Source organism: Haloarcula salina, from assembly GCF_010119195.1.
GTDB lineage: Archaea > Halobacteriota > Halobacteria > Halobacteriales > Haloarculaceae > Haloarcula > Haloarcula salina.
This window is the reverse complement of sequence record NZ_WRXL01000008.1, coordinates 1-13,860: the sequence shown is the minus strand read 5'-3', so window position 1 is coordinate 13,860 and position 13,860 is coordinate 1. Positions and strand designations below refer to the sequence as shown.

Below are 13,860 nucleotides of genomic sequence, written 5' to 3'. Positions count from 1 at the left end.
TCATCTGCCCGTCTCTTTGGATACTCATACTAAAATGATTGCTCTCGGCGCAATTGACGCCCCTTCATCCGCAAGCGATTAAAATTACAAAGTTACGGCCGGCCACGGAGGGGCGGAACTTCCGAACTGTCTTACTTTCGGTCGTCGTCGGCGATTCCGTCAAGTCCGGCGGCGGTCCCGGGGTCGCCGTCGAGGCGGGCGGCCGCGTCGGCGACGGTCAGGGGCACGTCGTCCGTCCGCCCGTCGAACAGCCGGACGACCTGCGGCGGGCGGAGCGCGCAGTCGGTCAACAGGTCGGTGTCGGTCAGGATCTCGCGTGTCGGCCCGTCGGCGGCGACGGCCCCCTCGGCGTCGAGCAGGACGACGCGGTCGGCGACGTGCGCGACGAGTTCGGCGTCGGGCGTCGAGACGACGAGCGTGACGCCGTCCGCGGCGAGGTCGTCGAGCAGGTCGAGAATCGTCGCCCGGTTCGCGGCGTCGACGTTGCTCACCGGCTCGTCGAGCAGGAGCACGTCCGGCTCGACGGTGAGCGCGCTGGCGAGGGCGGCCCGGCGCTGTTCGCCGCCGCTGAGGCGGAAGGGCGGCTTCGAGAGCAGGCCGTCCAGGTCCAGTCGGTCCGCGACGCGCTCGACGCGCCGCTCCACGTCCTCGCGCGAGCAGTCCAGTTGCGCCGGGCCGTAGGCTAGGTCCTCGCGGACGGTCGGATTGAACAGGTAGTCCGCTGGGTTCTGCGTGAGGACGCTCAGGCGACCCCGAACGGAGTCGGCGTCGGTCGTCTCCCCGAAGTACCGGACCCGGCCGCCGTCGGGCTCGATCAGGCCGCCGAGCAGTTCCAGCAGCGTCGACTTGCCGGCCCCGTTCGGCCCCAGGAGCGCGACCCGCTCGCCGCGTTCGACCGCCACGTCGACGCCGTCGACCGCGAGCGTCCCGTCGGGATACGCGTACCGGAGGTCGGCGGCGTCGAGGACGGTCACGCGACCACCACCGCGACGGCGAGCGCGACGACCAGCCCGAACGCGAGGTCCGCCGTCCCGAGCGACTCCCGCGGCAGAACCGGCGTTCGACCCGTCCCACCGCGGGCACGGGCGGCCCGCTGGACGCGCTCGCCGCGCTCCAGGCTCCGGACGAGGAACGACCCGACGGCGTTCCCGGAGTCCCGCCAGGTGCGACGCAGGCTCGGCTCCGCGACGGTCCGGCTCCGACGGGCGCGGACCAGCCGTTCGAGTTCGGCGAAGAAGAGGAGCAGATAGCGGTAGGTGATGCCGAGCAGCGAAACGGCGATGGGCGGCGCTCGCAGGCGGCGAAGCGCCCCGAGCAGGTCGGAGAATTGCGTCGTCACCAGCAGCACCGAGAGGAAGCCGACGCAGGCCGCCACGCGGACGACGAACGTGAGGACGTAGTCGACGCCGGCGGCCGACAGCGGGAGCGGCCCGAGCGTGGGGCCGCCCATCAGCGCGGCCTGGGGCGCGACGACGACGAGCGCGAACGCGGGCGGGCCGGTCAGTCGGCCGAGAAAGGTACGGGCCGGAACCCGCGACAGCGCGGCGAGCGCGGCGGACAGCAAGGCCAGCGCCGCGACCGTGGGGAGCGAGCGCTGGGCCACGGTGAGCGCGACGAGGGCGACGACGCCGAGCAGCTTGACGGACGGGGTGACGGCCTGCAGGAAGCCGGCGCGGTCCGGCAGGTCCTCGGCGAGCAGGAACCACCGGGCGCGCTCGGCGACGGTCGCGACCGTCCGGTCGAACAGGGCGCGCCCGCTCATCTCAGTTCGGGCCGTGGTCGGCGTCCGCCCCGAGCAGCCGACCGATGCCCGCTCCGAGCAGGAGCGTCAGCGCGGTCCCGACGACGGCCGACAGGAGCGTGCCGGTCGGACCGCCGAGGCCGGCGACGCCGTAGTCCGGGAACGGCGCCGTCCCGGTGGCGCTCGCGTGGTCGGTCGCGCCGGTCGCCTCGGCGGCGTTCTCGAGGGGTTCGGCGTAGCCCACCTGACCGGCCGCCCAGCCGAAGACGGGGGCGAGCAGCGTCAAGACGAGCAGCGCGGCGAGCGCGCGGGGGAGCCAGTCGGGGAGGCGGCTCATCACGCGGTCACCTCTGCGGCGGCGTCGGGCCGGAGGTCGGGGCGAGCGCGGGCAAGATAGCGGTAGACGAAGGCGGTGATCGCGCCTTCGACGAGGCCGAGCGCGAGGTGGCCGACGCCCATGATCGCCAGCGTGGTCAGCAGCTGGTACTCGAACGCCGAGGAGAGGCCGAGCTGGACGGCGGCGGCGAGCGCGCCGGCCGTGATGCCCAGCCACCCGGCGGCGAAGGCCGCGCGGAACTCGCCGTAGGGCGCGAGGACGCGGTAGATCGCGTAGCCGACGTACACCTCGACGATGGCCATGTTGAACACGTTCGCGCCGAGGACGACGAGGCCCCCGTCGCCGAAGACGAGCGCCTGGATCGCGACGACGGTGGCGACGCAGAGCGCGCCCAGGTGCGGACCGAGCAGGATGGCGGCGAACGCGCCGCCGACGAAGTGGGCGCTCGTGCCGCCCGGGATCGGCCAGTTGAGCATCTGTGCGGCGAAGACGCCGGCCGCGACGACACCGAGCAGGGGCGCGCGGCTGTCGGGAATCTCGCCGTTGACGCGCTTCGCCGCGAGACTCAGCACGGCGACGGAGAGGGCGGCGACGGCGAGCGCGATGGGGAGATCGATGTACCCGTCCGGAATGTGCATGCTATCCCAGTCTGTCACCGGCGCGCTAATAATACTTTTTCATCGCACAGTATTACCGGCGGCGGGAGAGTATTACCGAAGCCCGGATAGCCATATGCCCGCGGGCGTCTACCTCAGGTATGAGTGAGGACCTCGACCGAATCAGCCTGACGCTCCCGTCGTCGATGGTCGACCGGCTCGACGGCATCGTCGACGAGTGGGAGTACGCGAGCCGGTCGGAGGCGATACGGGACTCGCTGCGCGATTTCTTCGCGACCTACGAGTGGGAGTCCGGCGGCGAGCGCCACCACCACGGGACCGTCGTCATCGTTCACGACCACCACGTCTCGGGCATCGCCGACGACCTCCAGACGATCCAACACGAGATGGCAGAGCTCATCACCTCGGTCCAGCACATCCACCTCTCGCACGACACCTGCATGGAGACGCTGGTCGTCGAGGGGGCGGCCGGCGACATCACCGAACTGGCCAACCGCCTGCGCGCGCTCGGCGGCGTCCAGCAGGTCAAGGTCGTCGTCGTCGACGAGTGAGCGCACCGAGCGCGCGCCAGCTATAACCCCCCGATATCGCCCGTTCTCACGGCAGAGTAGACACACACCTGATAGTTCGTCCGCCGACGCCTCGAACGGCCCACAGCCACCGCGCTGTCCGGATCGGTCACCGGCCGACCACGATTGCTGAAAGAATTAAAAATTACCGACAATATTGGCCGTTCGTCTTGCTATTTCCAATATCCTTTCATCACCTTATACACTTGAGTCAGTATGGAGGACAATATAAGATCAGAGTGGCAAACCTTATTTACTTCCTGCGGAACGGCAACACTGTGTACGAAATCATGGACGAACGTCCGGATATCAACGGAGAAGTTACGAGTATGGCCAATGTTTCGCGGAATACGGTCGAACACTGCAGCCTGTTCGGGGGGCAGGCATGAACCGATCGTCCGTCAGCCGCCGGCAGTTCCTCGGGGCCAGCGGGGCCGCGGTCGTCGCCGGCCTGGCCGGCTGTTCGGGCGGTCAGGGCCAGAGCGGCGCGACGACCGACACCGCCAGTAGCGCCGACGTGGTCAAGATCGGCGTGCTGGAAGACCAGTCCGGGAACTTCGCGCTCGTCGGCGCGCCCAAGCACAAGGCGTCGATGCTCGCCATCGAGGAGATCAACGCCAACGGCGGCATCGACGGCAAGCAGATCGAGACCTACGCCACGGACCCCCAGTCAGACAACCAGCGCTACCAGGAACTCACCCGCGAGATGATCAACGAGAACGACGTCGACGTGCTCTGGGCGGGGTACTCCTCGGCGACGCGGGAGGCGATTCGGCCGACCATCGACCGCAACGAGCAGCTGTACTTTTACACCACGCAGTACGAGGGCGGCGTCTGCGACAAGTACACGTTCGCGGTGGGACCGACAGCGCGACAGCAGCTCGGCATCGTCCTCCCGTACCTGCGCGAGGAGTTCGGCCCGAAGATCTACACCATCGCGGCCGACTACAACTTCGGGCAGCTCTCGGCCGACTGGGTGAAGGTGCTGGCGGACGAGAACGACGCCGAGGTCGTCGGCGAGGAGTTCATCCCGCTCAGCGAGTCCAGTTTCGGCTCGGTCATCAACAACATCCAGGACGCCGACCCCGACTTCGTGATGTCGATGCTGGTCGGCGCGAACCACACCGCGTTCTACAAGCAGAAGGCCTCCGCCGGCCTCGACGTTCCGATCGGCACGTCGACGGCGATGGCCCAGGGCTACGAGCACCGCCGCCTCGACCCGCCCGCGATGGCCAACATCTACGCCGGCGTCAACTACATGGAGGAGGTCCCGACGGAGAGCAACACGGGCGACGGCGGCTTCGTCGACCGCTACTACGAGAAGTACCCGGACGCCCCCTACCTCAACGAGGAGGCCGAGACGAACTACTTCTCGACGTACATGTACAAGAAGGCCGTCGAGCAGGCCGGCACGCTCGAACAGCCCGAAGTCATCGAGGCCCTCGAATCCGGCATCGAACTGGGCACCGAGCGCGCCCCCGAAGCGCCCGAGGGCGAGACGATCAAGCTCGACGGCGCGACCCACCACGTCGACCACCACATGTGGGTCATGAAGGCCGACGACCAGCACAACGTCGAAGCCGTCAAGAACGAGCAGATCCCCGAACAGTTCCTCTCGGAGACGGTCGGCTGTAACCTCCCCGAGAACCCGGAGACCACGCAGTACACCCCGGTGGACTACTTCGAGGAGGCAGAGTAGCGGGATGGTAAACGGGATCAACCTCGCGTTACAGTTCCTCGATAGCTTCGCGTTCATCGTGCTCGCAGCGGCGGGGTTGGCCATCATCTTCGGCATCATGGGCGTCATCAACCTCGCCCACGGGGAGTTCATCCTCGTCGGCGCGTACGCGACGACGCTCTCGGCGACGAAGCTCGGGCTCCCGCTCGCGGCCGCGATGCTCGTGGGAACGCTCGTCACCGCCGCGTTCGGCGTCGTCGTCGAGCGGTTCGTCATCTCCGGGGCGGTCCCCAACTGGATCGGGCAACGAACGGTCGGTCGCGACTTCGTCGAGCCGCTGTACGACCGGCTCGCGGACTCGATGGTCGCGACGTTCGGGCTCAGCCTCATCATGGTGCAGGGGGCTCGCGTCGTCTTCGGGAACTCCATCGACACCGTGGGCACGCCGTTCGGCAACATCGCCTACGGCGCGTTCTCGTACTCGACGTACCGCATCGTGCTCTCGGGGGTCAGCATCGCGCTCCTGGTCGGGGTGTACTACATCTTCACCAGGACGGAGTACGGGATGACCGCGAGGGCGACGATACAGGACGAGGAGACCGCCCGCGCGCTGGGCGTCGACACCGAGCGGATCTACATGGCGACGTTCGCCATCGGATCCGGACTCGCGGGGCTGACGGGGGCGCTGTTCGCCCCGACGCTCTCGATGCAGCCCACGCTGGGCGACCAGTTCCTCGTCGAGGCGTTCGTCGCCGTCGTCGTCGGCGGCCCGAGCGTCGTCCTCGGCACGGCGCTGTCCGGCGGCGTGCTCGGCGCGATTCAGGCCGTGTTCACGAACCTCTACGGGACGTTCTTCGGCCGCATCGCGCTGCTGGCCGCCGCGATGGTCGCGCTCCGGTTCCTGCCGGACGGGATCACCGGCTTCATCGAAACGGTACAGAGCCGCAGACAGGAGGGCGAGTGAGATGGCGACCGACGCGCCACCGGACGGCGGGCAGTCGCTGGCCGCACGGGTCCGCGCCCGCTTCGAGGGGCCGAACACCATCGGGAACTCCAACGGGTTCTGGGTCGGTTTCCTCGTCGCGGTCGCGGCGCTGGTCGCCTTCCCGCTCGTGGGGAACGCGGAGCAGTTCTCGCTGTTCCTCGTCCTCTCCCTGCTCGGCCTCTCGCTGTCGGTCGTGTGGGGGTACACGGGCGTCCTGAGCTTCGGTCAGGTCGTCTTCTTCGGCCTGGGCGGGTACACCTTCGCCGTCGTCTCCATCAACGTCTCCACGCCGGGAGGCATCACCGCGGCCGTGCTGGCCGGCGTCGTCGGCGGCGGCATCGGCGCCGCCGTGCTCGGCTACTTCATGTTCTACGGCGGCGTCCGCGACGTGTACGTCACCATCATCACGCTCGTCGCGACGATGGTGTTGCACACGTTCATGGCCCAGACCGCCGGCTCCGAGTGGACGATCGGCGAGGCCGCGCTGGGCGGCTTCAACGGGATGCCTGACATCCCGCTGCTGAAGCTCGGCGTCGGGGCCGCGTCGTTCCAGTTCATGTACAACGCGATCCCCGTCTGGGTCCCCGGGTTCGGCACCGTCGAGCTCGACCCCTTCTACTACCTCGCGCTGGTCCTGCTCGTCGGGACGTACCTCGGCCTGCGCGCGCTCGTCAACTCCGACTACGGCCGCGCGATGGTCGCCGTCCGCGAGGACGAGGACCGCACGCGGATGTTCGGGTACAACGTCAAGCGCATCAAGCTGGTCGTGTTCATCCTCGGGGGCGCGCTCGCTGGCCTCTCCGGCGTGCTGTACGCCGCGCGGAACGTGTTCATCGACCCGACGGTGTTCACGCTGCTGTTCGCGACGCTGCCCGTCATCTGGGTGAGCGTCGGCGGCCGCAAGAGCCTGCTGGGCGCGATCATCGCGACCATCGCCATCGAGTACATTCGCGTGACCCTCGGCGGCGAACTGGCGCTCGTCATGCTCGGCGCGCTGCTGCTGGGGACCATCCTGTTCCTCCCCAACGGCATCGTCCCGTGGGTACACAAGCAGATCAGACAGAACCGCCCCGCCCCCGCGGACGCCGAGGGGCCGGAGACGCCCGATCCGACGGAGGCGAGCGAATCATGAGCGAGAGCGAGACCGAACCCGAATCACGACCGCTGGGACCGAACGTCCGCCAGACGGCCGCCGAGATGGCCACTGGCGACCGAACCGACACGCTGTTGCAGACCGACGGACTGGTCAAGCGCTTCGGCGGCTTCACCGCGACCGACGACGTGGACTTCGGCGTCGCCGAGGGCGAACTCCGCTGTCTCATCGGCCCGAACGGGGCCGGCAAGTCGACGCTTCTGAAGCTCGTCACCGGCACGTACGAGGCCAGCGAGGGCCACATCTACTACGACGGCCACGACATCACCGACCTGGAACCCCACGAGCGGGTCCAGCGAGGGATCAGCATGAAGTTCCAGGTTCCGTCCGTCTACGGCGACCTGAGCGTGCGCGAGAACGCCCGGCTCCCCATCCAGCGCTTCGCCGACGGGGCTGAGAGGCGCGAGCGCGTCGACCGGGCCATCGAGGCGGCCGGCCTCACCGGCTACGAGCACGTCGACGCGAGCGCGCTCTCGCACGGCCAGCAACAGCAACTGGAGATCGGGATGGCGGCGTCGCTGGAGCCCGACCTCCTCCTGCTGGACGAACCGGTCGCCGGCCTCGACGTGGCCGAGCGCGAGGCCATCGCCGAGCGTGTGACCCGACTCAACGAGGAGGAGGGCATCGCCTTCGTCGTCATCGAGCACGACACCGACTTCGTGGCCTCCATCGCCGACGAGGTGACCGTCCTCCACAACGGCGAGATCTTCCTGGAGGGACCGATCGACGAGGTCAAGGCTGACCCCGCGGTCCAGCGGATCTACCTGGGGGAAGAGGAATGAGCCTGCTCGAACTCGACGGTGTCACCGCCGCCTACGACAGGACGCCCATCCTCCGGGGCGTCGACCTCTCGGTCGACGAGGGCGAAATCGTCGGCGTGATGGGGAAGAACGGCGTCGGCAAGACGACGCTGCTGAAGACGGTGATGGGCCTCCTCGAACCGACCGAGGGGACCATCCGCTACGCCGGCGCTGACGTGACGAGCGCCTCGGCCGACGAGCGCGCCCGGGCCGGGATCGGCTACATCCCGCAGGGGCGCGACGTGTTCCCGAAGCTCACGGTCGAGCAGAACATCCGGATGGGCGAGAAGATCCGGGCGGACAGCGACGAGACGCTGTACGACCAGATCTACGGATACTTCCCGATTCTCGACGAACGGGCGAATCAGGACGCCGGCACGCTCTCGGGCGGCCAGCAGCAGATGCTCGCCATCGCGCGGGCGCTGGTCTCGAACCCCGACCTCCTCCTGCTCGACGAGCCCAGCGAGGGCATCCAGCCCTCTATCGTCGGCCAGATCAGCGAGGACATGCAGGCCATCAACGAGGACCTCGGGACGACAATCCTCTTCGTCGAGCAGAACCTCGGCGTCATCCGCGAGATGGCCGACCGCTGTTACGCGATGGAACGCGGCGAGATCGTCGACGAGGTCGGCCCGACGACGCTGGCCGACGAGGACGCCATCGCCGAGTACCTCGCGGTCTGAGACGGCGATTTAATTCCGACGGTCTCCTTCTGTCGTCTCCGCCGCTGAGCGGGACCTGTCCATCGACGACGTCTGCGCCGCTCACCGACGGAGCCACCACCAGCCGGCCGCGAGCACGACCGCCGCGAGTATCGCCGCGCCGACGACGACGGCTGTGTCGCCGCTCGGCCCCGACGGTTCCGCGATGGTCACGGCCACGAGCGACCGGTCCGTCCGGACGGTGTCGCCGTCGGCCGTCTCGGCGGTCGCGTTGAGCGCGACGGCGTGGGTGCTCTCGACCGCGTCCTCCGAGACCGTGAGTTCGAAGCCGAGCGTGACGGTCTCGCCGGGGTCGAGCGCGCTGACGAACGCACTGGGCGACTCGCTGGTGAACGGCGGCGCCGTCCCGAGCCTGACCCGCACGTCTTCGAGGCGCTCGTCGCCGACGTTCGTGGCCCGGACGCGGAGCCTGTTGCTCGTGTCGATGCCGAAGCTTGCGTTCACCGCCTCGAACGCGAGGCGGTCGGGCTGGGGCGCGACCTCACCGCGGACGCGAAGCGGCGCGCTCTCCCTGGCGTCCCCGCTCGGCCCCTCGTAGCGGACGGTCACGTCGAACGGCCGGGGGCCTGCCTCGGCCGTCGGCGCGACCGCGGCGTCGAACGCGAAGTCGGCGGACGAGCCTGCATCGAGGTCGCCGAGGGCGTAGGTCGTCTCCGCGAACCGGACGTTCGGCGACGGTGAGGAGACGACGACCACGGCGTCCCGGGCCGACGTGGGGCCGCGGTTGAGGACGGTCCCGCGCACCCGTCCCTCCTCGCCGACGGCCAGCGAGACGCCGGCGTCGCGGACGGCGAAGGCGGGGTCGGGCGCGACGGTCACCCCGACGCTCGCCGGCCTGGCAGAGGCGTCGACGCCCGTGGCGGTCCGATAGTCCACGGCCGCGTCGAGCGTGTAGGTCCCACCCTCCGTGCCCGGCGGCGCGGTCACGCCGACGGTGACCGTCCGCTCGGCCCCGGCCGGCCAGTCCCCGACGAAACGGGTGGTCGCGCCGCCGCCGTCGACGGCGAGCGCCCCGGCGGTCGACCGGAGGGCGAGCGTGGCATCGCTCGTCTGTGGCCCGTCGTTCCGGAGCGTGACGGTGAGCGTCCCCGACCCGCCGGCCGCCACGTCGCTCGCCACGTCGGTGACGACGAACCGGCGGCCGGACGCCGGTTCGATACCGACGACGCCGGACTCGTCGGTCCGCCGGACGCCGCGGTCGTCGTCGAACGCCGTCGTCACCCGGAACGGGTAGGTCGCGTTCGTCGCGGACTCGGCCGCCGCGACCACGTAGGTGAGCGTCCGCCGCTGGCCGGGCTCCCACGCGCCGGCGTACTGGCTCGACGACCCCGACGACCCGACCCGCACGTCGGGGTCCAGCGAGTCGAGCGTGACGGCCGTCTCGTTGGCCGCCTCGCTGCCGACGTTTTCGAGGGTCACCGAGACCGTCCCGACGCTCGCCGGCCCCACGTCGCCCTCGGTGTCGACGACGGCGAACCGGGCCCGCTCGACGACCCGGACCGTCACGGACAGCGTCTCCTCGACCGTCCGCGTTCTGGAGAAGCCTCCGCCCTCGTCGATCTCCGCCGTGTGCGTGTACGTCACGCGGAGGGGGAGGCGATAGGTTCCCGGCGAGGCGTCCTCGTCGACCGAGACGGTGAACGGGACGGTCCGTTCGCCGCCGTCGGCGACGCTCCCGACGCTCTGCCGGCCGGTGGTGACGGTGAGCGGCGCTCCGTCGGCCCGGAGCCTGGCGCTGACGCCGGTGGCGGTGAGGACGCGCTGGTTCAGTTCCGGTTTCGTCGGCGACATGGTCTCCAGTTCGCCCGCGTTCGTGAGCGTCACCTCGAGCGTCGCCTCCTCGCCGGCGACCACGCGGTTCTCGGCGAGCGAGGCGGAGAGCTCCGGCGAGCCCTCGACGAAGCCAAGGACGACGCCCGAGGCGAGCAGCGAGCAGACGACCACGACGGCGAGTAACCTCGCTCCGGCGGCGAGTCGGCTCACGAGATCCCCCTCGACCGGGCCGTCTCAGTGGCGATTCCGCCGTCGCGAAGTGTGGTAGGGTCGTACATTGGTGATCGGTGTGTCAGCGGTCGACGGCGTCGGCTCCCGTCATCAGAAGTCCCGCCGTTCGAACAGGGCGACGCTCACGCCGACGCAGGCGATGGCCCCCGCGAGCAGGAGCAGCGCGCCGGCCACGTCGTAGGTCCCCTCGCTGAGGATGTCCACGGGGCTGTAGTACCGCGTCGGGCTCACGGCCCCGAGCCACTCGAAGTCGGTGTCGGTGCTCACCGTGTCCAGCAGGAACAGGCCGAACACGGCTCCGATTCCGCCGCGCTGGGCGATATCGGCGCGGTCCAGTCGGACCGACAGCAACAGCCCCACGCCGGCGCAGGTCAGCAGGTACGGGATCGAGAGCAGGTGGAGCGCGAACAGCGACACCGGGTCGATCGTCTCGCCGATGGCGCGGAGACCGGCGTAGACGACGAACGGCGTCACCAGATTGACGCCGAGGACCGGGACCAGCAGCGAGAGGTACTTCTCGATCAGGACCCGCGAGCGCGAGATGGGCGTCGCGAGCAGCATGTCCAGCCTGCCGGACTCGACGTCCGCCGCGACGAGCGCGCCCGCGCTGTACGCGACGAACAGCCCGAGCAACAGCAGCCAGAGGAACTGGTACATCTCGACCGAGAGAAACCCCTCGACGGTGGTGAAACTCGCCGAGCCGACGAACCCCTCCCGGAACGCCGGCGGGAGGCTCTCGACGTACTCCTCGAAGTCCGCACCCGACTCGGCGATCGACGGATACAGGAAGACGATGAGCAGCGCGTAGACCGCGAGCAGGGCGGTGAGCACGGCCGTCCCACGCATCCGACGGCGGCCCTCGTAGCGCGTTACCTCGAACATCAGTCCGCCCCGTAGAAGTGCATGAACACGTCTTCGAGCGGCGGTTCCTCGATTTCGAGGTCGACGATATCGTACTGGGCGAGCAGCGACACGAGGGCGTTGTAGTCGCCGGTGAACGTGAACTGGACGCCGTCGTCGAACGCCTCACGGTCGACGATGCCCTCGCCGTCCAGTCCGGCGAGGTCGGCGTCGGACCGCGTGTGGACCCGGACGCGCTTCCCGCCGCGCCGGAGCAGCGCGTCGATGTCTTCGAGCGTGACGAGTTTCCCCTCGCGGATGATCCCCACCCGGTCACAGACCCGCCGGACCTCGCCGAGGACGTGCGACGAGAAGAACACCGTCTTGCCCCGCTCGCGCTCGCCTCGGAGAAATTCGTTGAACGCCTCCTGTTTCAGCGGGTCCAGCCCCGAGGTCGGTTCGTCCATGATGACCAGGTCCGGATCGTGCATGAACGCCTGGACGATACCGACCATCTGCTTGTTTCCACGGGAGTACTCCCGGATCTTCCGGTCGAGCGGCGGATCGAACAGCTCCAGCAGCTCCCCGCGGCGCTCGTCGCCCTTCAGCGACGCCTGGTAGTCGAGGTACTCGCGGCCGGTGACCTGCTCGTCGAGTCCCGGATCGCCCGGCAGGTAGCCGATCTCGGCCTTCGCCTCGATGAGTTCGTCCTCGTCGCGCACGTCGTGGCCGAGCACCGTCGCGGTGCCCTCGGTCGGCGACTGGAAGCCGAGCAGACTGCGGATCGTCGTCGTCTTCCCCGCGCCGTTCGGCCCGAGGTAGCCGAAGATCTCGCCCTTTCGGACGGTGAACGTCAGGTCGTCGTTGGCCCGCACGTCGCCGTAGTGCTTGCTCAGCCCCGAGACCTCGATCGCCGCCATAGCCGAATATGACGACAGACACCCATAATGGTTTAGACGGTTCTGTCCGTCTGAGCGGTGTTTTATCGATCGGTTTCCGGAGTCCGGCTGTGCGCTCGGCGTCAGTCAGCGAGCCCATCCGCGAGTCCTGACCGAGGGGCGGTCGGTCGTCCCACCACCGGGGCAACAGCTATCCAGTAGATTACTGTAGTACCGTGCGATGATCGAGGAGATCCAAGTCCGCACGTGGCTGGACGCACTCGCTGCCCGGCTTGGAGGAGACCGACTGGTCGATCGGCTCCGATACGACATCTCGCCCTCGGTGCTCCTGGTCTCCGCGTTCCTGTTCGTCGATGCGGTCGTCCTGCAGCTCTACAAAGAACTGACTGGCGGTAGTGCCACTGTGTTCCAGAATCCGTTCTGGCTCGTCGTCCCGGTCGGCATGCTGGGTGCTGTATTGTTCACTCGGACGTTACAGCGGCGGTATCGGAGCGCACTCGCCGAGATTCACATCGAGCAGCGAACCGCCCGCGCATCGGACTTCGAGTCGCTGATCGACGACCGACTTCGATGGGGGCTCTTCGTCGTCGGTGCGGTGGTGATTCTCGTCAACTCGTATTTTTTCATCGGGGCCTCGGTCATCCTCAGGACCGATGGCCTTGCCGGGCTATTCGGGAACTTCGTCGTCGTGCCGTTCGTCTACGTCCCGGTCGCAGTCGACTTCATCGCGACGTATCTCGGACTGCAACTCGTGCTCCCGCGTCGGATCCGGGACACCGATCTCGAACTCGACTTCCTCGACCCGCAGGGCCTCGGCGGGCTTCGCCCGCTCGGTGAACTCGTGAAGCACTCCTACTATTACGTCATGCTCGGACTGGCCGGGTTCGCGGTATTCATCTACGGCCCCTGGGTTTTCGACGGTTCGATCACGGCCCCCGTGAAACCCAGTCCGCTGATCGACGCCGTGTTCACAGTTGGGTGGGTCGCCGCAGTCGGTGCGCTCGCGCACGCCCTCTACGTCTTCCATCGCTTCATGAACCGTCAGAAGCGTGAGAAGCTATTCGAACTCGATCGACAGTACCGTGACCTCATAGATGGGCCCTGGGATATCGCGACCCACAAGCGGCCCGAGACGGAACGAGAACGGATCGAAGAACTGGAGAACCGCATGGACCGGGTGACGAACACTCGCGAGTACCCGGCCACCTTCGCCATGTGGACCCAGCTACTTGTCGGGATTATCCTCCCGAAAGGGATCCAGCTCCTTCTAGTGAATCTTTAATTCAGCGGTGGTCGCTCGTCGCGTCCGCTCCTCGCGGAAAACGGGCTCTGCCAGATTGTGAACCGACTGCGGACTCACGTCATTCGCCGGCCGAAGTTCAAATCCTCAGGCGATTCGCTGCTGTCACTCGCGGGTTTGCTCGCGACAGCAAGTGGGCCCTGCCGGTTTCGCGGTTCCGTCTTGCGGTTACTGGAAGTATGTCGGTAAGTCATTGTTACACCTCGGGAAGGTAA

The 13,860-nt window shown here is 68.2% G+C and carries 14 protein-coding genes; 7 read left to right on the top strand and 7 right to left on the bottom strand.

The window, feature by feature from the left end; genetic code table 11:
* Positions 1 to 131: 131 nt before the first annotated feature.
* The 4 genes from GM656_RS17435 to GM656_RS17420 are packed head-to-tail and all read right to left on the bottom strand — an operon-like array spanning position 132 to position 2,716.
* Positions 132 to 974: an energy-coupling factor ABC transporter ATP-binding protein gene (locus GM656_RS17435; RefSeq protein WP_162414982.1), complete on the bottom strand. Its 843-nt coding sequence runs from the start codon at positions 972 to 974 to the stop codon at positions 132 to 134.
* Positions 971 to 1,762, bottom strand: coding sequence for a cobalt ECF transporter T component CbiQ (gene cbiQ, locus GM656_RS17430; protein WP_162414981.1), 792 nt, complete (start codon positions 1,760 to 1,762; stop codon positions 971 to 973). The genes GM656_RS17435 and cbiQ overlap by 4 nt, the downstream gene beginning before the upstream one ends.
* Position 1,763: 1 nt before the next feature.
* On the bottom strand, positions 1,764 to 2,078 hold the full coding sequence (locus tag GM656_RS17425; protein ID WP_162414980.1) for a PDGLE domain-containing protein: 315 nt from the start codon (positions 2,076 to 2,078) through the stop codon (positions 1,764 to 1,766).
* On the bottom strand, positions 2,078 to 2,716 hold the full coding sequence (locus GM656_RS17420; protein WP_162414979.1) for an energy-coupling factor ABC transporter permease: 639 nt from the start codon (positions 2,714 to 2,716) through the stop codon (positions 2,078 to 2,080). The genes GM656_RS17425 and GM656_RS17420 overlap by 1 nt, the downstream gene beginning before the upstream one ends.
* A 119-nt stretch (positions 2,717 to 2,835) precedes the next feature.
* Between GM656_RS17420 and nikR the strand changes: the two genes are divergently transcribed.
* The 6 genes from nikR to GM656_RS17390 all read left to right on the top strand — a co-directional run bounded on the left by nikR (position 2,836) and on the right by GM656_RS17390 (position 8,563).
* Positions 2,836 to 3,246: a nickel-responsive transcriptional regulator NikR gene (gene nikR / locus GM656_RS17415; protein WP_162414978.1), complete on the top strand. Its 411-nt coding sequence runs from the start codon at positions 2,836 to 2,838 to the stop codon at positions 3,244 to 3,246.
* Positions 3,247 to 3,649: 403 nt separating this feature from the next.
* Positions 3,650 to 4,963, top strand: coding sequence for an urea ABC transporter substrate-binding protein (locus GM656_RS17410; protein ID WP_162414977.1), 1,314 nt, complete (start codon positions 3,650 to 3,652; stop codon positions 4,961 to 4,963).
* A gap of 4 nt (positions 4,964 to 4,967) precedes the next feature.
* Positions 4,968 to 5,906 (top strand): urea ABC transporter, permease protein UrtB, encoded by a 939-nt coding sequence (gene urtB, locus GM656_RS17405; protein WP_162414976.1) that lies wholly within the window; start codon positions 4,968 to 4,970, stop codon positions 5,904 to 5,906.
* Position 5,907: 1 nt separating this feature from the next.
* Positions 5,908 to 7,059 carry an urea ABC transporter, permease protein UrtC gene (gene urtC, locus GM656_RS17400; protein WP_162414975.1) on the top strand — a complete coding sequence of 384 codons (1,152 nt, stop codon included), beginning with the start codon at positions 5,908 to 5,910 and terminating at the stop codon, positions 7,057 to 7,059.
* Positions 7,056 to 7,862, top strand: a complete 807-nt coding sequence (locus GM656_RS17395) for an ABC transporter ATP-binding protein (RefSeq protein WP_162414974.1) — start codon at positions 7,056 to 7,058, stop codon at positions 7,860 to 7,862. The genes urtC and GM656_RS17395 overlap by 4 nt, the downstream gene beginning before the upstream one ends.
* Positions 7,859 to 8,563 carry an ABC transporter ATP-binding protein gene (locus GM656_RS17390; RefSeq protein ID WP_394352102.1) on the top strand — a complete coding sequence of 235 codons (705 nt, stop codon included), beginning with the start codon at positions 7,859 to 7,861 and terminating at the stop codon, positions 8,561 to 8,563. Before GM656_RS17395 ends, GM656_RS17390 begins: the two co-directional genes overlap by 4 nt.
* Before the next feature lie 81 nt (positions 8,564 to 8,644).
* On the opposite strand, the gene GM656_RS17385 is transcribed toward GM656_RS17390, so the two are convergent.
* The 3 genes from GM656_RS17385 to GM656_RS17375 form a co-directional block, all read right to left on the bottom strand.
* Positions 8,645 to 10,585 carry a COG1361 S-layer family protein gene (locus GM656_RS17385; RefSeq protein WP_162414973.1) on the bottom strand — a complete coding sequence of 647 codons (1,941 nt, stop codon included), beginning with the start codon at positions 10,583 to 10,585 and terminating at the stop codon, positions 8,645 to 8,647.
* A gap of 111 nt (positions 10,586 to 10,696) precedes the next feature.
* On the bottom strand, positions 10,697 to 11,488 hold the full coding sequence (locus tag GM656_RS17380) for an ABC transporter permease subunit (RefSeq protein ID WP_162414972.1): 792 nt from the start codon (positions 11,486 to 11,488) through the stop codon (positions 10,697 to 10,699).
* Entirely contained in the window at positions 11,488 to 12,366 is an 879-nt protein-coding gene (locus tag GM656_RS17375) for an ABC transporter ATP-binding protein (protein ID WP_162414971.1), read from the bottom strand. Before GM656_RS17375 ends, GM656_RS17380 begins: the two co-directional genes overlap by 1 nt.
* 199 nt (positions 12,367 to 12,565) lie before the next feature.
* On the opposite strand from GM656_RS17375, the gene GM656_RS17370 reads away from it, so the two are divergent.
* A complete protein-coding gene (locus tag GM656_RS17370) occupies positions 12,566 to 13,627 on the top strand; it encodes a hypothetical protein (RefSeq protein WP_162414970.1) in 1,062 nt (353 codons plus the stop codon).
* Positions 13,628 to 13,860: the final 233 nt, after the last annotated feature.